12 protein-coding genes and 1 pseudogene are annotated in these 21,394 nt (G+C 73.9%); 10 read left to right on the top strand and 3 right to left on the bottom strand.

Going from position 1 to position 21,394, the window contains the following annotated elements; genetic code table 11:
* Positions 1-178: 178 nt before the first annotated feature.
* The 5 genes from ACGFT2_RS09515 to ACGFT2_RS09495 all read left to right on the top strand — a co-directional run bounded on the left by ACGFT2_RS09515 (position 179) and on the right by ACGFT2_RS09495 (position 11,093).
* Complete coding sequence (locus tag ACGFT2_RS09515; protein ID WP_393275223.1) at positions 179-2,305, top strand: serine/threonine-protein kinase; 2,127 nt, start codon at positions 179-181, stop codon at positions 2,303-2,305.
* Between the two features lie 163 nt (positions 2,306-2,468).
* Positions 2,469-5,057 carry a protein kinase gene (locus ACGFT2_RS09510; RefSeq protein ID WP_393275220.1) on the top strand — a complete coding sequence of 863 codons (2,589 nt, stop codon included), beginning with the start codon at positions 2,469-2,471 and terminating at the stop codon, positions 5,055-5,057.
* Positions 5,058-5,219: 162 nt separating this feature from the next.
* The gene (locus ACGFT2_RS09505) at positions 5,220-6,959 is read left to right on the top strand and encodes a serine/threonine-protein kinase (protein ID WP_393276294.1); all 1,740 of its coding nucleotides are present in this window, start codon (positions 5,220-5,222) and stop codon (positions 6,957-6,959) included.
* Between the two features lie 340 nt (positions 6,960-7,299).
* The gene (locus tag ACGFT2_RS09500; protein ID WP_393275218.1) at positions 7,300-9,114 is read left to right on the top strand and encodes a protein kinase; all 1,815 of its coding nucleotides are present in this window, start codon (positions 7,300-7,302) and stop codon (positions 9,112-9,114) included.
* Between the two features lie 95 nt (positions 9,115-9,209).
* Complete coding sequence (locus tag ACGFT2_RS09495; protein ID WP_393275215.1) at positions 9,210-11,093, top strand: serine/threonine-protein kinase; 1,884 nt, start codon at positions 9,210-9,212, stop codon at positions 11,091-11,093.
* Here ACGFT2_RS09495 and ACGFT2_RS09490 read toward each other — a convergent pair.
* A complete protein-coding gene (locus ACGFT2_RS09490; RefSeq protein ID WP_393275213.1) occupies positions 11,080-11,994 on the bottom strand; it encodes an AraC family transcriptional regulator in 915 nt (304 codons plus the stop codon). The two genes, ACGFT2_RS09495 and ACGFT2_RS09490, sit on opposite strands and share 14 nt — an antisense overlap.
* 129 nt (positions 11,995-12,123) lie before the next feature.
* Here ACGFT2_RS09490 and ACGFT2_RS09485 point away from each other — a divergent pair, with 129 nt between their 5' ends.
* The 4 genes from ACGFT2_RS09485 (at position 12,124) to ACGFT2_RS09470 (ending at position 18,016) form a co-directional block, all read left to right on the top strand.
* A complete protein-coding gene (locus tag ACGFT2_RS09485) occupies positions 12,124-13,026 on the top strand; it encodes an MBL fold metallo-hydrolase (protein ID WP_393275211.1) in 903 nt (300 codons plus the stop codon).
* 68 nt (positions 13,027-13,094) lie between these two features.
* A complete protein-coding gene (locus tag ACGFT2_RS09480) occupies positions 13,095-14,315 on the top strand; it encodes a serine/threonine-protein kinase (protein WP_393275209.1) in 1,221 nt (406 codons plus the stop codon).
* Between the two features lie 136 nt (positions 14,316-14,451).
* Complete coding sequence (locus ACGFT2_RS09475) at positions 14,452-16,065, top strand: succinic semialdehyde dehydrogenase (protein WP_393275207.1); 1,614 nt, start codon at positions 14,452-14,454, stop codon at positions 16,063-16,065.
* A 175-nt stretch (positions 16,066-16,240) separates the two neighbouring features.
* Entirely contained in the window at positions 16,241-18,016 is a 1,776-nt protein-coding gene (locus ACGFT2_RS09470) for a GMC family oxidoreductase N-terminal domain-containing protein (RefSeq protein WP_393275205.1), read from the top strand.
* A gap of 801 nt (positions 18,017-18,817) precedes the next feature.
* Here the strand turns inward: ACGFT2_RS09470 and ACGFT2_RS09465 are convergent.
* The gene (locus ACGFT2_RS09465) at positions 18,818-19,147 is read right to left on the bottom strand and encodes a chorismate mutase (RefSeq protein WP_393275203.1); all 330 of its coding nucleotides are present in this window, start codon (positions 19,145-19,147) and stop codon (positions 18,818-18,820) included.
* A gap of 297 nt (positions 19,148-19,444) precedes the next feature.
* Between ACGFT2_RS09465 and guaA the strand changes: the two genes are divergently transcribed.
* On the top strand, positions 19,445-21,025 hold the full coding sequence (gene guaA / locus ACGFT2_RS09460; RefSeq protein ID WP_393275201.1) for a glutamine-hydrolyzing GMP synthase: 1,581 nt from the start codon (positions 19,445-19,447) through the stop codon (positions 21,023-21,025).
* Positions 21,026-21,058: 33 nt separating this feature from the next.
* Here guaA and ACGFT2_RS09455 read toward each other — a convergent pair.
* Positions 21,059-21,294 (bottom strand): annotated as a pseudogene (locus ACGFT2_RS09455) (pyridoxamine 5'-phosphate oxidase family protein); the annotation flags it as partial.
* Positions 21,295-21,394 lie beyond the last annotated feature (100 nt).

Raw genomic sequence — 21,394 nt, 5'->3', positions numbered from 1 at the left:
GGCGAGGTGCGGGGTTCGGGGGGCTTACGACCCGTCACCCGGCCGAGCGGAACGCCCGCTTCGAGGTGTCTTGCGGTGCCCGGAGGCCGGCCCGGGGCCTCGGGCACCCTGGGCGTCGGCCACTTGTCGGGTGAGAGACAATGGAAGCTCTGTCAGGGCGGGTTGTATGAGGGGACGCATGTCGGAGGCGGAGCGGGCGGGCACATCTCGTCAGGAGACTCGTCAGGGCAAGAACGAGCGGCGTCTCCTCGCCGGGCGGTACCGGCTGGGAGACGTGCTGGGCCGCGGCGGCATGGGCACGGTCTGGCGGGCCGAGGACGAGACCCTGGGCCGGACGGTGGCCGTCAAGGAACTGCGGTTCCCGTCGAACATCGACGAGGAGGAGAAGCGGCGCCTGATCACGCGCACCCTGCGCGAGGCCAAGGCGATCGCCCGGATCCGCAACAACAGCGCGGTGACGGTCTTCGACGTGGTCGACGAGGACGACCGGCCCTGGATCGTCATGGAGTTGGTGGAGGGCAAGTCCCTCGCCGAGGTCATCCGCGAGGACGGGCTGCTGAAGCCCAGGCGCGCCGCCGAGGTCGGGCTCGCCGTCCTCGACGTGCTGCGCTCGGCGCACCGTGAGGGCATCCTGCACCGGGACGTCAAGCCGTCCAACGTGCTCATCGCCGAGGACGGCCGGGTCGTGCTCACCGACTTCGGCATCGCACAGGTCGAGGGTGACCCGTCCATCACCTCGACCGGCATGCTCGTCGGCGCCCCCTCCTACATCTCGCCCGAGCGCGCCCGTGGCCACAAGCCGGGCCCCGCGGCCGACCTGTGGTCGCTCGGCGGCCTGCTGTACGCGGCGGTCGAGGGTGTGCCGCCCTACGACAAGGGCTCGGCGATCGCCACGCTCACCGCGGTGATGACCGAACCCCTGGAGGAGCCCAAGAACGCGGGTCCGCTGCGCGACGTCATCCACGGGCTGCTCACCAAGGACGCGGCGAAGCGGCTCGACGACGCCGGGGCCCGGAGCATGCTCAACGCGGTCATCCACGCCCCCGAGCCGGAACCGATGGACGCCACCCGGGTGGTTCCGCTGCCGGCCCAGCCCGGTCCGCCCGAGGGCAGGCGGGGCGAGGAGGCCGCGGAGAAGCTGCGCGGCGCGCTGCGCTCGGTGCGCAAGGCGGCCGGTGCGGCCGGCGCCGCGGCCGCGGCACGGGCGAAGAGCGGGAGCGGTACGCCGGCGCCGGGTGCCGGTGACACGGCGGCCACCGGTGGCGTTGCGGGCACAGGCGGCACGGGCGGCACGGGCGGCACGGGCGGCACGGGCGGCACGGGCGGCACGGCCGCCGGCGGGACGCAACCCGCCTCCTCCGCTACGCCGGGTACGGGATCCGCGGGCCGGCCGACGGCTCCGGGCGGGCGGCCGGGGGGCCCCGCCGCTGGTGCCGCCGCCGCTTCCGACACCGGCCCGGGCAGATCGAGTTCGGGCTGGCCCGTGGTGCCGCCGCCGGACCTCGACCTGCGGCCGCGACCGGTGCCGAGGGCACCGCTGACCGACGTGGTGCCCAAGCGCACACTGGTGATCATCGCCGTGGTGGCCGCACTCGCGGTCATCGGCACGGTGCTGGCCCTCGTGCTGGGCGGCGGCGACGGCAACGGCGGCAAGGGCGGCGGGGCCGGGGCCGCGGCCAGTGCCCACGCGTCCACCAAGCAGGACGGCGGCACCGGCCGGGCCGACGGCAAGGACGGCGGCACGCGGACGGGCGGGGCGGACTCGGCCACCGCGAGCAGCGGTTCGGGGTCGGACAAGGCGACCGACGCGAGCACGAGCGCGTCCGCCGGCGACTCCGGATCGGCGGACGCGTCCGGGAAGGGCGGCAGCGCGCCGGTCTCCTCGACCCACAGGAGCGGCCAGGGCTACTCCATCGGCCTGCCCGCGGGCTGGTCGTACAAGTCCTCCGGCAGCGCCGGTGACCGCTACACCGGCCCCGACGGACAGCGGCTGCTCGTCGGGTGGACCGGGTCGCCCAAGAACGACCCGGTGGCGGACTGGAAGAACCAGGAACACGGCATGATCCGCTCCCAGTACCGGAAGATCCGCATCGAGAAGGTGGACTACCGCGGCTGGAACACCGCCGACTGGGAGTTCACCTACGTCGAGGGCGGCACCGAGTACCGCAGCATCGACCGGGGCTTCGTGGTGAACGGCCATCTCGGTTACGGGCTGATGTACACCGCCAAGGCCGCGAAGTGGGACAGCGGGCTGCGCAAGGACACCTGGAAGACGCTGACGAAGTCCTTCAAGCCCAAGTCATAGGCGTGCGGGGCCGGTTTGCCGCGTGAGAATCCGTCATCCACTCAATGCGGGTTGCCTCCGGCACGTATCGTGAATGGTTGCGGACCGTACGCAGCCGGATAGGTGTGCGAAACCGGTCGTGACGCGAGCGGATGTGACCAACCGGGCGGCCGGGGGAGGCAAAGTGGACGACTACGCGGGTCGGGTGCTCGCCGACCGCTACCGCCTGCCGCTGCCACCCTCGGACGAGTACGAACTCACCGAGACCCGCGCCTTCGACACCTACAGCGGTCAGGAAGTGCTGGTCCGGCAGGTGCCGTTGCCGGAGGTCGTCGAGGCCGAGGTGCTCGACGCGGAGGGCCTGCCCGAGGGCTTCACCACACGCGCGCGCGGCAGCCGCCCGGCGCCGGCCACGCGCGACGCCACCCGGCGGCCCGCCGATCCCGCGGTGCGGCGCGCCGTCGAGGCGGTGCAGGCGGCGGCCCGCATTCCCGACCATCCGCGGCTCGACCAGGTCTTCGACGTGTTCGCCGAGGGCGGCTCGCTGTGGGTCGTCAGCGAGTTGGTGGCCGCGCGCCCGCTGTCCGCGCTGCTCGCCGAGCAGCCGCTGACGCCGTACCGGGCGGCCGAGGTCGCCTCCGACGTGCTCATGGCGCTGCGGGTGCTGCACGCGCACGGCTGGGTCCACCGCAACGTCACCGCCCGCACCGTCCTCGTCTGCGACGACGGGCGCGTGATGCTGACCGGACTCGCGGTCGGCGCGGCGGAGGAGGCGCTGTGCGGATACGACCCGGTGCCGGTACAGGACGGCCCGGGGATCCGGGCGGCGGCGTCCGGCGGCCCCGAGGGGACGGCACCCGGTCCCGCGACGGCCCCCGCCGGGGGGCCGGGGCCGGGTTCCGCCGGGGGGCTCGGAGTGGTCCCGGCCGGTGGGCGCGGGCCGGACGGTTTCTTCGGCTCGGGCGGACGTACGGGCGGCGCGTTCGGTGGGACGGGCAGTGCGCCCGGTGCACCCGTCGGCCCCGGTGGAACGGGCGGTGCGGCCGGCGGTGCGGGTGGCGCGGCCCGGGCTCCGGTCGGTGAGGTGCGAGGGACCGGCGGGGCCGGCGGTGGGCCGGGTGTGGACGCCGATCCCGAGGCCGCGCGGCGGGCCGCGATCCAGGCGAGGGCGGCCGGCGGGCTGCCGGTGCCGGGCGGAGTGTCCGGCGGGTCGGGAACCCCCGCAAGACCTCGCCCGGCGGGACAGCGGGCCCTGGAGAGCGGCGAGGACGTCCGCGCCGCCCGGGCCGGTGCCATCGCCGCCTACCGCGCGGGCACCCGCGCTGCCGCCCGGGTACAGGAGGCCCAGCAGAACGGGCGTGCCGCCCTGCCCGCGGCAAGACCGGCCGCCGAGGACGACGCCGGTGCCGCCCGCGCCGGCCTGGTCGCCGGCACGCAGGGCGCCGCGCCCGTCCCGCGCCCCCCTGTCCCCGCACAGCCCGTCGCCCAGTGGGACGAGCCGGGCGGCGCAGGGGACCGACGCCGGGGGCCCGCCACCGCGCTGGCCGCCGAGCGGGCGCGGCAGGTGCGGATGACCGTCGTGGGACCGGTGACCGAGCGGTGGTCGCCGGAACAGGCGGGCCCGGTGCACGAGAACTGGCAACTGGCGGCGCCGATCGGCCCGGCGACCGATCTGTGGGCCCTGGGCGCGCTGTTGTTCCGGGCGGTGCAGGGCCATGCGCCCTACCCCGAGGAGTCGACGGCCGAACTGGTCCAACTGGTGTGCGCCGAGCCGCCCGCGTTCGCCGAGGAGTGCGGCCCGCTCCGGCCGGTCGTGGAGTCCCTGCTGCGTCAGGACCCCACCGACCGGCTCGACTTCGAGGAGCTGAGCGGCTGGCTGCGGTCGCTGGTGCGGTCCGCGCCCGAACCGGACGCCGGCACCCGGGTCGTCCCCGTCCCGCCCGCCGACCCGAGCCGGCTGCCGATCGTCCGGCGCCGCGGCGAGCTGGTGCGGCGGCGCCGCGCCCGAGTGCCCGCCCCCCATCCGCACGGCCGGCACAAGCGGGGCCGGGAGGAGGGCCGTTCACCGCTGAGCCTGGGCCGCACCCTGATCCTGCTGATCCTGCTCCTGCTGGCCGGGGCGATCGCGTACGCGATGCTCTTCATGCCGAAGCAGCAGGACGGCGGCGCGGACGGCGCTGACCGTACCGGCAGCGCCGGACAGGCTAGCCCCGCGCCCTCCCGATCGGCACAGCCGTCGTCCGGGCAGGGCGCGCCGGACGGCAGCCCCGCCGCGTCGGCGCCCGCCACCGAGACCCAGACCGGCGGTGACCCCTCCGTCGCCGACGGCTTCACCCTGCGCAAGGACCCGGACGGCTTCCGCGTCGCCGTGGCCAAGGGCTGGGACCGCACCCCCAGGAACGGCAGCGGCCAGGTGGTCTACGCACACGGGAACTTCGAGCTGATCGTCGTACCCGGGAGGGACAGCGCCTCGACCTACGGCGGTGATCCGATGGCCTATCAGCGGGACAAGGAACGCGAACTGCAGCCGTACCGGGACTCGAGCTGGGCCACGGCCACCGGCCTGAAGACCATAGAGGTGGGCGGACGGACCATGGCGGAAGGACAGTTCACCTGGACCGACGGGCACGGGCGCGACCTGTTCGTGCGCAACACGGCGATCCTGCTGAACGGCCGCTACCACATCGTCCAGGTCCGCGGTCCGGAAGCCGAACGGGACGAGGTCACACGGCTGTACGAGCAGGCCGCCGCGACGTACGGCTACACGGGCTGAGCGCTCCGTGCACCGTCCGGGCGGGCCCGGACCGGGGCGCCGTCCGCGCGCGCGGGCGCCAACCGTCACAGGACTGTCACCTTGGTACCCCGCTTGTTCCCAGAGTGGGGGCCGGTCCTTAGTCTGACCCTGTCAAGAGCATTGCGGGGCAACGTGAATCAGATGCAGGGCCTGCTCATAGCGGGCCGCTACCGGCTCGCCGACTCGATCGGCAGCGGCGGCATGGGCCGGGTATGGCGGGCACACGACGAGGTGCTGCACCGTACCGTCGCCGTCAAGGAGTTGACCGCCGCGCTCTACGTCTCCGACAGCGACCAGGCCATTCTGCTGGCCCGCACCCGGGCCGAGGCGAGGGCCGCGGCGCGCATCAACCACTCCGCCGTAGTCACCGTGCACGACGTGCTGGAGCACGACGGCCGACCGTGGATCGTGATGGAGCTGGTCGAGGGCCACTCGCTGGCCGACGCGGTCAAGGAACAGGGGCGCATCGAGCCGCGCGAGGCCGCACGGATCGGGTTGTGGGTGCTGCGGGCGCTGCGCGCCGCGCACTCCGCCGGCGTGCTCCACCGGGACATCAAGCCCGGCAACGTGCTGCTCGGCCGGGACGGCCGGGTACTGCTCACCGACTTCGGCATCGCCCAGATCGAGGGCGACACCACCATCACCCGTACCGGAGAGGTCGTCGGCTCGGTCGACTACCTCGCCCCCGAGCGGGTGCGCGGTCACGACCCCGGCCCGTCCTCGGACCTGTGGGCGCTCGGCGCCACGCTGTACACGGCCGTCGAGGGGCGCTCGCCGTTCCGCCGGACGTCACCGCTGACCACCATGCAGGCGGTCGTCGAGGAGGAGGCGGGCGATCCGGCCCACGCCGGCCCGCTCGGACCGGTCATCGCCGCCCTGCTGTGCAAGGAACCCGACCGGCGGCCGGGCGCGGAGGAGGCGGAGCAGATGCTCGCCGAGGCTGCGGAGGGCCGCCGGCCGGACGCGGCACAGGCCTTCGTGCCGACGCGGGGCTCGGGCGTGCGTTCGGGCCACCACTCCGGGACACCCGGACCGGGCCCCGGAACCGCGGGACACGGCTACGGCCCGGGCCATGGCCCGGGACCGGCCGCGGCCGGCTACGGCCCGGGAGCGGCCGCGGCCGGCCAGGGCGCCGCGGGGCCCGCGGGCGGAGGCCGTTCGGTGATCGGGCCGACGGCCGTGGCGCCCGCGCCCGCCGGCCCGACGGGCCGGCCCCACCCGGCCGGCGGACGGCCCCGGCGCCGGCTGCGCACCCTCGCGCTCGTCGTCGCCGTCGCGGCCGTGCTCGGCGGTGGCGCGGCGGTCGCCTTCCAGCAGTGGGACGGCTTCGCGCGGGACGACGCTAGCGGCGGCTCGAGCCCCGCCCCGAACACCTCCGCGGACGGCGCACACGGTCAGGGGAGCCCCGCGGGCTGGGAGACCCACCACGACCCGCTGGGCTTCAGCCTCTCCCTGCCCAAGGGCTGGAAGCGCAAGGTGTTCAGCATCCAGGGCGACCTCAAGCAGATCGACTACACGCCGGACGAGGGCAGGCACTTCGTCCGGATCGCCATCGACGGCTCACCCGACTTCGCGGACGCCACCCAGCACCAGAAGGACCTCGAGCAGCAGTTGCAGCGGCTGGTCGACTACGACCGCGTGGCCCTGAAGGAGAACATCTACCGCGACCGCAAGGGCTCGCTGTGGGAGTACACCTGGACGGCGCTGGCGAAGGATCCGCCCTACGTCGCCGGTCCCCGGCACGCCGTGGAGGAGACGTACTTCTCGCGTCAGGGCACCGAGTACGCCCTCTACATGTCGACGCCTGCCGAGGACTGGGAGAAGACCAGCAAGCAGTTCAAGTGGATGCTGCAGAGCTGGCAGCAGCCGAGCGAGGGCTGACCGGCCGAGGGCACCGGGACGGTGGAGATGCCGGGGCCGCGAAGTCACCCGTACGGTGCGGGTTCGGGCGCCGCGAAGTCACCCGGGCGGTGCGGGTTCTGGCGCCGCGAAGTCACCCGGGCGGTGCGGGTTCTGGGACGTCGAAGTCACCCGGACGGTGCGGGTGTCGGGGCTTCGAGGTCTCCGGGACGGTGACGGTTCGGGGCCGGGACGCCACCGGCGCGGCCGACGGCGTCGGGTGGGCCGCGGGCGGCGAGTCGGCTGAAAATGGCAGGCTGCGCGGCCCGCTTGGCCGATCGGCGCCCCGGAGCGCATGGGTCCGGTGCGGCATGATGGGCCCATGGGGACCGAGGGCGCCGACTTCCGGGTGATCGCGGGCCGTTACCGCCTGGAGGCACGCATCGGGCGCGGCGGCATGGGAGTCGTATGGCGGGCGAGCGACCAGGTGCTCGGCCGGCGGGTGGCGGTCAAGGAACTCCTCCCGGACGACTCGCTCCCCGAGAGCGACGCGCGCCGCCGCAGTGACCGCACCTTCCGCGAGGCCCGGGCGGTCGCCCAGCTGCGGCACCCGCACATCATCGTCGTGCACGACGTGGTGGAGCAGGACGAACGCCCCTACCTGGTCATGGAGTTGGTGGACGGCGGTTCGCTCGCCGACCGGATCGCCCGGCAGGGCCCGGTCGACGCCGTCGAGGCCGCGAGGATCGGCATCGCGCTGCTGAGCGCGGTGCACACCGCGCACGAGGCGGGCGTGCTGCACCGGGACATCAAGCCCGCCAACGTCCTGATCGAGTCCGGCACCGACCGGGTCGTGCTCACCGACTTCGGCATCGCACAGGTCGAGGGCGCCACCACGCTGACCGAGACCGGTTCCTTCGTGGGCTCGCCCGAGTACACCGCGCCGGAGCGGATGTCCGGGCTGCGCACCGGGCCGGAGTCCGACCTGTGGTCGCTGGGCGCGCTGCTGTGCACGGTGCTCAGCGGCGAGTCGCCGTTCCGGCGCGACTCGCTGGGCGGGATCCTGCACGCCGTCGTCGCCGACGACATCCGGCCCCCCGAGCAGGCCGGGCCGCTGCTGCCCGTCGTCCGGGGCCTGCTGGAACGCGACCCGGACCGGCGGCTGGCCGCGGCGGACGCCGAGCGGATGCTGCGGACCTTTCTGGAGACGGGCCGTACCCCGGCCGCACCGGGCGGCACCGGCACGGCGGGTGGCACCGGCACGGCGGGTGGGCACGGCAACGCCCGCATTCACAGGCTCGGCCGTACGCCGAGACCCGGCGCCGCCGGAACTCCTGCCACCAGGTCCGGGGCGTCCGGGCCCTTCGGCGGCCGGCCGCCCGAGACCCCGGCGCCCTACACCCCGACCCAGCCGGACCTGCCGCACGGCGGCCCGTCCCCCTCCGCCGCGACCCGCCCGCCGGCGCAGACCGCCCGGCCGTCGCCGCGCACGGTGCTGATCGCGGCGGTGCTCGTGGCCGCGCTGGCCGGGGCCGGTGTGTCGGCCGCGGCGCTGCTGCTGCACCACGGCGGTGACGGGGGCGGCGGCACGCCGGGCGGTACGGCGACGACCCCGGCGCCCGGGACCGGCGCGGGCACGAGCCCGGGGTCGACCGCCGGCACGCCACGCCCGACCGGCCCGGGAACCTCGCCGGCGCCCAAGGGGGCGCGCCCGGCGAGCACCGGCGCGACCACCACCGACACGCCCGCGGCACCCTCGGGTTACCGCACCGCACGGGACCCGGAGGGCTTCACCCTCGCCGTACCGGAGGGCTTCACCCGCAGCCCCCAGGGCGAGCGCGTCTTCTACCTGTCGCCCGCTGAGACCTTCCGTCTCGGCATCAAGGTCTCCGGGCCCCAACCGGGTGGTCCGCAAGCGGTGATGGACCGCTCGGCCGCCAAGGGGCCGGCCACCAACCCCGGTTATCACGACGGCCGGGTCAAGCCGACCGTGCACCGTGGGCACCCCGCCGCGCTGTGGGAGTTCACCTGGGACGGTTTCAGCGCCGCGGAGGGCCCCCGGCACACCTACGACCTGTGCTGGGAGGAGGCGGGGCGTACGTACGACGTGTGGGTGTCGGCGCCGGTGGGCGACGTGCGCGAGGCCCGGGAGTACTTCGACGTGGCGGTCGGTACCTTCGCGGCCGCGGGCGGCTGAGCCGTGTCGCGGTCGCGCGGTCACTCGGTCACGGGTGTGTGACCGGTTTCCGCCCACTGTGGCTTCGGGCGCCGACGGCGCGATATGGATGACCCATGAGCAGTGACGGGGGAGTCGGCCACGGAACCGACGACACGACGAGCTTTGTTCTGCAACCACCGCAGCCACAGCCACAGCCACACCCGCCACAGCCACCGCAGTCCCTGCCGCAGCCGCAGCCGCAGCCGCAGCCGCATCGGCATCCGCATCCGCAGTCCCCGCCGCCGCAGCATCAGCACCAGCCGCAGCCGCAGCCGCAGCCGGAGCCGCCCCCCACCCCGCAGCCCAGGCGGCACCCCACCGCTCCGCGGCCGGAGGCCAACGCCCGGCCGGAGGCTCACGCCCGGCCGGCCGCCGCAGCCCCTCCGGCCCAGGCCGTCCCGTCGGCCCACGCGGCCCGTCCGGCCCCCGTGAGCCCCGACCCGGGCCGGGGTGAAGGGCGGCTCGTCGCGGGCCGTTACCGTCTGCTCGGCAAGCTGGGCCACGGCGGGATGGGCACCGTGTGGCGGGCGAAGGACGAGACGGTGGACCGCGAGGTCGCCGTCAAGGAGCCGCGCGTACCGGACCACCTCCCCGAGCGGGAAAGCGCCAACGCCTTCGAGCGGATGCGCCGCGAGGCCCGCGCGGCGGCCCGGCTGGACCACCCCGCGGTGGTGAACGTGCACGACGTCGCTGTCGTCGACGGCCGGCCGTGGATCGTGATGGAGCTGGTGCGCGGCCGCACCCTCGGCAGCGCGCTGGAGGAGGGCACCCTGGACGCGCGCACGGCGGCCCGGATCGGCCTGCAGGTGCTCGGCGCGCTGGAGGCGGCGCACGCGGCGGGTGTCCTGCACCGGGACGTCAAGCCCGACAACGTCCTGCTCGGCCGGTACGGCCGGGTGGTCCTGACGGACTTCGGGATCGCCCGGATCGAGGGTGACACACGGCTCACGGACACCGGTGGCTTCGTGGGCTCGCCCGAGTACATCGCGCCGGAACGGGTGCTGGGGCAGCAGCCCGGACCGGCGAGCGACCTGTGGTCGCTGGGCGTGGTCCTCTACACGGCCACCGAGGGCGTCTCCCCGTTCCGCCGCAGCAACACCCCGGCGACCCTCCAGTCCGTCCTCAACGCCACCCCGGCGCCGCCCGCGGCCGCGGCGGGACCGCTGGCCGAGGTCATCGACGGGCTGCTCCGCAAGGACCCCGCGCACCGGCCGGCCGCGGACCGGGTCCGCGCCCTGCTGGAGGAGGCGGCGAACCCCCCGGCGCCTCCGACGCCCCCGGTGCCCGTGCCGGCGCCGGCCGGGACCCTCCCGGTGACCGGTCCGGCCGCCGCCGCCCGGCGCCTCGGCCGCACGGCGTGGCTGGTTGCGGGCGCGGCGCTCGTCGCCGCCGCCGTGGCGGGCTACCTCGTCCTGTCCGGCCCTTCCACCGGGTCGCCGCCGGCGGGCTGGGCGAAGAAGCGCCAGGCCGCCCTGGGCGCCACGCTGGCGGTCCCCGCGGACTACCGGGCCGCCGGGCCCGGGAAGGACGACACCGACAAGAACTGGGTCGTGTACTCGGACTGGAGCGGTGCCGTCGCGATCAAGCTGCACGTGTCCCGCAGGTCGGACGACTCCCTGCACGAGATCAAGAACACCGCGCGGTCCCAGATGTACGCCGACGACGAGAAGTTCAGGAACGACGGCGAGTACCGGCTGGACATGCCCGAGGGCGCGCGGACGCACCCCGACGACACCGCGACCTACCGCGGCGGGCAGGCCGCGAAGAACACGGTCGTGTACGAGACCGACGACAGCCAGGACCCCCGGCCGCGCGAACTGCAGATCTTCTACTACCGCACGAAGTCGGGGGACATGTATGAGCTGACCGTCGGCTACCCGGGCAAGGGCGACTTCACGGCCCGCGGCCGGGAGGTGGCGGCGGCGGCGATCGCGAACCTGGACATCACGAGGCCCTGAGGTCCCGGTACCGGCCGGGTGTGATCCCGAACTCCCGGCTGAAGGCGTGTGAGAGCGCGTACGGGCTGCCGTACCCCGTCTCCCGGGCCACCGTCGCGAGCGGTGCCCGGGAGTCGCGCAGCCGGGCCGCCGCCAGGGTCAGCCGCCACCAGGTCAGGTAGGCCATCGGCGGGCGGCCTACCAGGGCGGCGAAGCGGCGGGCGAGGGTGGCGCGGGAGACTCCGGCCTCGGCGGCCAGCCGGCCTGCCGTCCAGGGCGCCGCCGGATCGGAGTGCAGCGCACGCAGCGCGGCCGTCGTCACCGGGTCGTTCAGCACCGCCGGCCAGGCGCCCGTCTCCGCCTCGGTCATCCAGGCCCGGACCAGGTAGATCAGCAGGAGGTCCAGCAGACTCGGCAGCGCGAGGCAGGCCCCCGGGCGGCGTTCGTCCAGTTCGCGCGCCAGCAGGTCGACCGCCGTGCGCAGTTCGGGGTGGGCGCCGATCCGGTGGGGCAGATGGACCACCCGCGGCAGCTCCGCCATCAGCGGATGGGCACGGCTGCGATCGAGGCGGTACTTGCCGCACAACAGCTCGACCTCGGGGCCGGACCCTGGCAGCCGTACGTCGGCGTCCCGCACCTCCTCGAAGGGCACCGCCGCCCGCCGTGCCCCGGCCGCTCCCGCCGTCGCATCCGCCAGCACATGGCCCGTGCCGTGCGGGAGCAGCACCACGTCCCCGGGACCCAGCGTCACCGGATCGCCACCGCCGTCGGGCAGCAGCAGGCAGGCGCCGCTCAGGACGACATGGAAGCCCGCCCCCTCGTACGGCGGCAACCGGACACACCAGTCGCCGCTCACCCGGAGCCGGTTCGAGGACGGGCTGCCCACGCGTACGGCGGAGATCGCGTCACTCACCACATCCATGACCGACAGCGTAGGAGAGGACCGCGCACGGCACGACGGCCCTTTCGGGACGGCCTGTGAGACGGCCGCGTATTCGATGGAGCCACAGGAGCATTGGTCGGCTCATGCCGGGTTCCTAGGCTCTTCGGTATGGCTGATGACAACGCACAGGGCTTCATGGTCGGCGACGTCGAGGTGTCCCGCGTGATCGAGTGGCAGGGGGCGCACGTGCCCACCACCGCCCTGGTCCCGGACTGCGACCCCGAGGTGTGGGACGCCCACGAGGCGCAACTCGTCCCCGATCACCGGGAACCCGGCGGCGGCCGTGCCGTGGTGACCCTGCAGACCTGGGTGGTGCGGACGGGCGGGCGCACGATCCTGATCGACACCGGTGTGGGCAACGGGCGGGAACGGCCCGGCAATCCGTTCTTCCACCACAGGGAGGGCGACTTCCTGGCGTCCCTGGAACGGATCGGGGTCCGCCCGCAGGACGTCGACGTCGTCGTCAACACCCATGTGCACGGCGACCACGTCGGCTGGAACACCGTGGACGCCGACGGCGAGTGGGTGCCGGCCTTTCCGCACGCGCGGTACCTGATCCCCGCCCTCGACGACCACCACTTCGGCCCCGCTGGCGGTTACGGCGGCGGGAAGCGCCTCGTCGACCGGCTGATCTACGAGGACAGCATCGCGCCCGTGCACCGGTCCGGGCAGGCCGTGCTGTGGGAGGGCGGCTACCGGCTCGACGGGATCCTCACCCTCGAGGCCGCGCCCGGTCACACCCCCGGCTCTTCCGTGCTGCGCGTGGAGTCCCGGGGAGAGCGCGCGGTGTTCGTCGGTGACCTGCTGCACAGCCCGGTCCAGATCCTGCGGCCGGAGTGCAACAGCGGCTTCTGCCTCGACCCGGCACAGGCGGCCGCGACCAGGCGGCGCATCTTGGAACGTGCGGCCGACGAGCGGGAGTTGGTCGTACCCGCCCACTTCGGCGGCGCCGGCGCCGTGGAGGTGCGTAAGGCGCGGCACGGCTTCTCCCTGCACCGATGGGCCGCCTGACCGCGCACCGATGGGCCGCCTGACCGCCCGCTTCGACAACGGTGTGGTGCGCACGATAGTCATGGGGCATGGCTGAAGACGGCGAACACCCGCCCGACGGACGTCTGATCGGCGGCCGCTACCGGCTGACCGGGCGCCTCGGCTCCGGGCCGGCCGGTACCGTGTGGCGCGCCCGGGACGAGCAGGCGCGCCTCGCCGTAGCCGTCAAGGAGCCGCTGCTGCCCGGCGATCCGGCCGACGAAGAGGAGAGCCGGCGGCTCGCGCACCGCCTCTACCGCGAGGCCCGCGCCGCCACCCGGGTACGGCACCCGTCAGCCGTCAGGGTGTACGACGTCGTCACCGAGGGTGGAGTCCCCTGGATCGTCATGGAGCTGGTGGCGGGCGAGTCCCTGCACGAGGTCCTGCGGCGCGGGCCTCTGGCGCACACCGAGGCGGCCCGCATCGGTCTGGCGGTGCTCGGTGCGCTGCGCGCCGCCCACGCGGTCGGCATCGTGCACCGGGACGTCAAGCCGGCCAACGTCCTGCTCGAATCCGGCAGTGGACGGGTCGTCCTGACGGACTTCGGGATCGGCGACGGGCACCCGGACGTCGCGCCCGCCGGGTTCGTGGCCCCGGAGCGGGCGGCGGGTCCGGGCGCCGGACCCGCCTCCGACCTGTGGTCGCTCGGTGCGCTGCTCCGGGCGGCCCTCGGCAGCGCGGGCCCCGGCCCGCTCGGCCCCCTGCTGGACCGGCTGCAGGCCGACGCGCCCGAGGAGCGGCCCGGCGCGGAGGAGGCCGCCGCGGCGCTGCGCGACCTCCTGGGCGCGACACCCGTACCACCCGCCCCGCGGCACACCCCACCGGAGCCGGAGCCGGAGCCGGAGTCAGAGCCGGAGCCGGAGCCGGAGCCGGAGCCGGAGCCGGAGCCGGAGCCGGAGTCGCAGTCGGTGGCGGTGCCGGAAACGGAGCGTGGCCCGGTGCCGAGCCCAGTGCCGGGCCCAGTGCCGAGGGCCCGAGCGGTGACCCTCGGACCCGCTCCCGCCTCGCCCGCGGACCCGCCCCCCGCCTCGCCCGCGGACCCGCCCCCCGCCTCGCTCGCGGCCCCACCCGCCGCCTCGCCCGCCGACGCACCCGCCTCGCCCGCCGACGCGCCCCCCGCCTCGTCTGCGGACGTGGCCGCCACCCGCGCCGTCGACGCACACCCCGCCCCGCCCGGCGAAGCACCCCGCGCCCGTCCCGCCGATCCCCGTCGCCGTGGCCCGCTCGCAGTTCTCGGCCTGCTCCTGGCGAGAAAACCGGGAGCCGACTGATCGTCGTGCTCGCCGGTGCGTCAACGGCCTGATCAGCACATTCGCTGCCAGTGATCACTGGCAGTGTGTGAGCGGTCGGTGAATCCCCGTTACCGACGGGTACACAAAGTTTCCGTACCGGCATACCCTGCGCCTCATGACCGACACGCAGGCCCCGGACATCGCCGGTACCAACCCCCTCGCGGCCGCCCCCCAAGGCGCCCGCACCGCCGCCGGCGTGGTCACGCCGGAACTGGTGGCCCAGCTGACCAAGGGCGTCGTCGGCTCCGGCCGTACCGCCAACCACACCCCGTTCACCGGCGAGAAGCTGGCCGACCTGCCCGAGTCCACCCCCGGGGACGTGCGGCAGGCCTTCGAGGCGGCCCGTGCCGCGCAGACCGTGTGGGCGAAGGTCCCGGTACGGCAGCGGGCCGCAGTGCTGCTCCGCTTCCACGATCTGCTCCTGGAACGGCAGGCCGAGATCCTCGACCTCGTACAGCTGGAGACCGGCAAGGCCCGGCTGCACGCGCACGAGGAGGTGCAGGCGGTCGCCGTCGCGTCCCGCCACTACGGTCGCCGGGCCGCCGCCTACCTGCGCCCGAAGCGCCACGCCGGTGCCGTACCTGCCCTCACCAAGGCGGTCGAACTGCGCCACCCGCGCGGGGTCGTGGGCCAGATCGCACCCTGGAACTACCCGCTGGAGCTGTCCGTCGGTGACGCGCTGCCCGCCTTCGTCGCCGGCAACGCGGTGGTGATGAAGCCGGACACCGAGACCTGCCTCACCGCCCTGTGGGCCCGTGACCTGCTCATCGAGTCGGGGCTGCCGGAGGGCGTCTTCCAGGTCGTCCTCGGCGAGGGCCCGGTCGTCGGCCCGGAACTGGTCAGGCACGCCGACTACGTCTCCTTCACCGGCTCCACCCGCACCGGCCGCGAGGTCGCCCAGGGCGCCGCCGCCCGCCTGATCGGCGTCTCCCTCGAACTCGGCGGCAAGAACGCCATGCTGGTGCTGGAGGACGCCGACATCGAGAAGGCGGCCGCCGGCGCCGTCCGCGCCTGCTTCTCCTCGGCCGGCCAACTGTGCATCTCCATAGAGAGGTTGTACGTCCACGAGTCGATCGCCGAGGCCTTCCTGGAGCGCTTCGCCGCCCGCACCAGGGCCATGCGGCTCGGCAACTCCCTCGCCTACGGTGCCGACATGGGTTCGCTGGTCGGGGAACGCCAGCTCAAGACCGTCGAACAGCATGTCCAGGATGCCGTCGCCAAGGGCGCGAAGGTGGTCGCGGGCGGAGTGGCCCGCCCCGACATCGGCCCCTACTTCTTCGAACCCACCATTCTCGACGACGTCGAGGACTCGATGGCCGTGTGCGGGGAGGAGACCTTCGGGCCGGTCGTCTCGGTCTACCGCTTCCGCGACGAGGACGAGGCCGTCCAGCGCGCCAACGCCACGCCGTACGGGCTGAACGCGTCCGTGTGGACGAAGAACGCCCGCCGCGGCCTGGACATCGCCTCCCGGCTGCGCACCGGCACGGTCAACGTCAACGAGGGCTATGCCCCCGCCTACGGCAGCGTCCAGTCCCCGATGGGCGGCATGAAGGACTCCGGCCTCGGCCGTCGCCACGGCTCCGAGGGCATCCTCAAGTACACCGAGGCCCAGACGGTGGCCCAGCAGCGCCTGCTGCCGATGGCGCCCTCGCTGGGCATGGACGACGAGAAGTACGCCGCCTTCATGAGCCGCAGTCTCCGCCTGATGAAGGCGTTCCGCTTCAAGTAGCCCCCGCAGGGGCGCGGCCGTGTCGACACGCGGCCGCGCGCCCCGGGGCGCCCGGCCCCCGACTCCGGCCCCCGACTCCGGCCCCCCAGTCCGGCCACCGACTTCCGGCCGCGACTCCGGCCACTGACTCCCGGCCACTGACGGCCCGCACGCGACACTCGACGAGGAGACACCCGTGCCCCAGGACGCTTACGACTACGACGTCCTCATCGTCGGCTCAGGCTTCGGCGGTTCGGTTTCCGCCCTGCGCCTCACCGAGAAGGGATACAAGGTAGGCGTCCTGGAAGCCGGCCGCCGTTTCACCCGGGAGTCCCTGCCGAAGAACTCCTGGGACCTGAAGAACTACCTCTGGGCGCCGAAGCTCGGCATGTTCGGCATCCAGCGCATCCATCTGCTGGGCAATGTGATGGTGCTGGCCGGCGCGGGAGTGGGCGGCGGTTCGCTCAACTACGCCAACACCCTCTACGTTCCGCCGAAGCCCTTCTTCGACGACCCGCAGTGGAAGGACATCACCGACTGGCACGCGGAGCTGAAGCCGTACTACGACCAGGCCCGGCGCATGCTCGGCGTACGGCTCAACCCCACGATGACCCCCTCCGACGTGCATCTGAAGGCGGCGGCACAGCGGATGGGCGTCGGCGACACCTTCCACCTCGCGCCGGTCGGGGTCTTCTTCGGCGACGGTGAGGACGCCGACGGGGCGGCGAAGGCGAAGCCGGGCGAGCGGGTGGCCGACCCGTACTTCGGCGGTGCCGGCCCCGAGCGCAGGGCGTGCACCGAATGCGGCGAGTGCATGACCGGCTGCCGGCACGGCGCGAAGAACACCCTCAACGAGAACTACCTCTACCTCGCCGAGAAGTCGGGCGCGGTGGTCCACCCGCTGACGACGGTCGTGTCCGTCACGGACGACTCGCGCGGCGGGTACGCGGTGGCGACCCTGCCCACGGACCGGAGGAAGAAGGGCGAGGGCCGGATCTTCACCGCGCGCAAGGTCGTCCTCGCGGCCGGCACCTACGGCACCCAGACCCTGCTGCACCGGATGAAGGGCAGCGGCCGGCTGCCACACCTGTCGGACCGGCTGGGCGAGCTGACCCGCACCAACTCCGAGGCGCTGGTCGGCGCGCAGACCGACAACCGCCGCTACCGCAAGGCGACCGGGGAGCCCAAAGCCGACTTCACGCGCGGCGTCGCCATCACGTCCTCGATCCACCCCGACGAGAACACCCACATCGAACCCGTCCGCTACGGCAAGGGTTCCAACTCCATGGGTGGCCTGTCGATCCTGCAGGTGCCGTACGCCGAGGGCTCCTCCCGGGCGCTGGCCTGGCTGGCGAACGCGGCCCGGCATCCCCTGCAGGTCGCCCGCTCGCTGTCCAACCGGCGCTGGTCGGAGCGGACCATCATCGGCCTGGTGATGCAGTCGCTGGACAACTCCCTGACGACGTACCTGAAGCCCGGCGGTCTCGGCAAGGGCCTGCTCACCGCACGGCAGGGGCACGGCTCGCCGAACCCCACGCAGATCAAGGCCGCCACGGAGGCCGCCTCCGTGCTCGCCGCCGAGATCAACGGATTCGCCGGCAGCAACGTCGGCGAGCTGATGGGCACCCCGCTCACCGCGCACTTCCTCGGCGGCTGCCCCATCGGCGACTCCTCGGAGACCGGCGTGATCGACCCGTACCACCGGCTGTACGGCCACCCCGGCATCTCGGTCGTGGACGGCGCGGCGGTCTCGGCGAACCTGGGTGTGAACCCCTCGCTGACGATCACCGCACAGGCCGAGCGGGCGATGTCCTTCTGGCCGAACAAGGGCGAGGAGGACCCGCGCCCGGCACCGGGAGCGGTGTACGAGCGGCTGAAGCCGGTGGAACCGCAGTCCCCGGCCGTGCCGGCGGAGGCCTTCGGCGCACTGCGACTGCCGTTCCTCGGGATGCCGGCGGTACCCCCGAAGTAGGCGGCGGCGGCCCCCGGCCGGCTGCCGTTCCTCGAAGCCCGGCCGCACGGCCGGACGGGCGGACGGTGCGTGCGGGCGCGGACGTAGCGGGCGGTGCGTGCGGGCGCGGACGGGCGTTGGCGCTAGCGGGCGCGGACGGCGAAGAGGGACCTGCCTCCCCCTCCGAAGGCAGGTCCCTCTCAGCGTTTTCTCGATCCGGCAGGTTTGATCAGCGAAAAGCGCGAAGGGTTGCTCCGCTTGCCCGGCTTGTTCGTGTGGGATGGGTCACATCCAGGCGCCCGCAACGGGCATGACGAAGGGCCCCGCGAGGCGGAGAGGCCGCGGGGCCCTTCTTCCGGTCGGCACCGACGCCGGGGCGGCGCCGGTGCCGGCAGGCGGCGCCGGGGGGTTGCGCCGCTCGTTCATGTGCCGTGTGGCGGACGGTTTCGCTCTCGGGGCGGAGCCGGTGCACCCGCCGCCCGGGTCTGCGCCGGGACTCGGGGCTGAGGCGCAGCGTGCCGGACGGCCATGGCATCCGCACGCGTCCGACCTGGCAGTGGTACCTGTGTGCAGTTTTCCGCCGGCCGGCCCCGGGCGTCCCCGGAGCCGACCGTTCTCTTGGATGACCGGGCTGCTGTCCCCTGCCGTCCGGTCACTTCCTGGAGCGAGGTCCCACGGCGTGCGGCACGACCCGTACGCCTCATCGCTCCAGCGAGCCACGCGTGGTTCTGTCGGGCCCGCCCCTGGCTGGCACGGACATCCCCCTCAACGAAGCGGTGCGCCGGCCGGTCACGCGCCGTACGGGTGAGAGCGGGGCCGAACTCAGATACGACCCCGGCTCAGCTCCAGCAGGGTCATGGCGAGGGCGGTGCCCGGCTTGCCGAGGGCGTCGCGGTAGCGGCCGAGGATCTCCATCTCGCGGGAGAGGTGCACCCGGCGGCCGCCGGAGGCGATCCGGGTCTGCTGGACGACGGCGGAGACGGCCATCCGCTCCTGGACGAGTCCGATGATCCGGTCGTCGAGCGCGTCGATGCGCTCCCGGGCCCCGGCGATGGCCGCTTCGGGAGTGGCGGCCGGTTTCGGGGCGGAGGTCGCTGCCGGGGCGGCGGCCTTTTCCTGGGTGGAGGTCGCTTCCGGGGTGGTGGTGGTCACGTCGGGCTCCTGATTCGAAAGGGTTCGGGAGGCGGAGGCCCTGGAACGGCAGAACCCGGAAAACGACAGGCGCCCCGGGCCTTGTCGGCCCGGGGCGCCTGGGAAGTCGCTTGGCGTTCAGCTCAAGCAGCACGACCATGGCAGCCGGCGGGCCGGATGCCATAGGTAAAGAAGCGGGTCGTCTGCGTGAGCATGCCGTCAGTATGCCACGGCCGTCCTCGACGCTGGTCCGGGCGCGATGCCCACCCCGTTAGAATCGGAAGTACAGACCCCCGCCCCACCGCCGGAAGGCACCCCGTGTCATCAGCGACCCAGTCTGCCGCCGCCCCCGACACCGTCCTGGTCGTCGACTTCGGCGCGCAGTACGCCCAGCTCATCGCCCGTCGCGTCCGCGAGGCGCGGGTCTACAGCGAGATCGTGCCGAGCACCATGCCGGTCCAGGAGATGCTCGCCAAGAACCCCGCGGCGATCATCCTCTCCGGAGGCCCCTCGTCCGTCTACGAGGAGGGCGCCCCCCGACTCGACGGCGCGCTCTTCGAGGCCGGCGTCCCCGTCTTCGGCATGTGCTACGGCTTCCAGCTGATGGCCCAGGTCCTGGGCGGCACCGTCGACAACACCGGTGCCCGCGAGTACGGCCGCACCGACCTGCACGTCTCCAAGAACTCCTCCACCCTCTTCGAGGGCACCCCGGACGAGCAGCACGTGTGGATGTCGCACGGCGACGCCTGCTCCGCCGCCCCCGAGGGTTTCTCGGTCACGGCGTCCACCGACGTCGTCCCGGTCGCCGCGTTCGAGAACGACGAGAAGAAGCTCTACGGCGTCCAGTACCACCCCGAGGTCATGCACTCCACGCACGGCCAGCAGGTACTGGAGCACTTCCTGTACCGCGGTGCCGGCCTGAAGCCGGACTGGACCACCGGCAACGTGATCGATGAGCAGGTCACCGCGATCCGTGAGCAGGTCGGCGACAAGCGCGCCATCTGCGGTCTGTCCGGCGGCGTGGACTCCGCCGTGGCCGCCGCCCTCGTGGCGCGGGCCATCGGCGACCAGCTGACCTGCGTGTACGTCGACCACGGCCTGATGCGCAAGGGCGAGACCGAGCAGGTCGAGAAGGACTTCGTGGCCGCGACCGGCGTCAAGCTGGTCGTCGTGGACGCCGAGGAGCGCTTCCTCGCGGCGCTCAAGGGCGTCAGCGACCCCGAGGAGAAGCGGAAGATCATCGGGCGCGAGTTCATCCGCGTCTTCGAGCAGGCGCAGGCCGAGATCATCGCCGACGAGGGCCCGGCCGTGGAGTTCCTCGTCCAGGGCACCCTGTACCCGGACGTCGTCGAGTCCGGTGGCGGCACCGGCACCGCCAACATCAAGTCGCACCACAACGTCGGCGGCCTCCCCGAGGACCTCGAGTTCCAGCTGATCGAGCCGCTGCGCAAGCTGTTCAAGGACGAGGTCCGGATGGTCGGCCAGGAGCTGGGCCTGCCGGAGGAGATCGTCCAGCGCCAGCCCTTCCCGGGCCCGGGCCTCGGCATCCGCATCGTCGGTGAGGTCACCAAGGAGCGCCTGGACCTGCTCCGCGACGCCGACGCCATCGCCCGCGAGGAGCTGACCGCGGCCGGCCTGGACCGCGACATCTGGCAGTGCCCTGTGGTCCTCCTCGCGGACGTCCGCTCGGTCGGCGTCCAGGGCGACGGCCGCACCTACGGCCACCCGATCGTTTTGCGCCCGGTCTCCTCCGAGGACGCCATGACCGCCGACTGGTCCCGGCTGCCGTACGACGTCCTCGCGAAGATCTCGACCCGGATCACCAACGAGGTCCGGGACGTCAACCGGGTCGTCCTCGACGTGACGTCGAAGCCGCCGGGCACCATCGAGTGGGAGTAGTCCCGAGGCTCCCGGGCCCCAGGTCCTCCTGAGGGTCCTCCTGAGAGTGCGCGCCGGCTCCTGGGGATTCCAGACCTGGACGGCCAGGAGCCGATCGTCCTCGACGCAGGTCCGTACGACCTCCGTCAGCTCGGTGCGGAAGAGGTGGAACCGCCGCGGCCGTTCCACCTCTTCCGCATATGCGGCCCTGGCCGTGCCGCCCTCGGCCTCCAGGCCCGCCCGCTGATCCGGACGTCCCCGCTGCGCAGGCCCGGGCCCGGATCCGCCCGCGCCGAAGCGGCCCCGGTGATCGCCGCCGGTCCGGGTGCGGCGGTGGCGAAGGCTGCCCGGTTCATACACGCCGGTCTCCCGGCCGATACCGGAAGCCCC

It is taken from the genome of Streptomyces sp. NPDC048514 (genome assembly GCF_043199955.1).
Taxonomy (GTDB): Bacteria; Actinomycetota; Actinomycetes; order Streptomycetales; family Streptomycetaceae; genus Streptomyces.
This window is presented reverse-complemented; position numbering and strand designations above follow the sequence as displayed.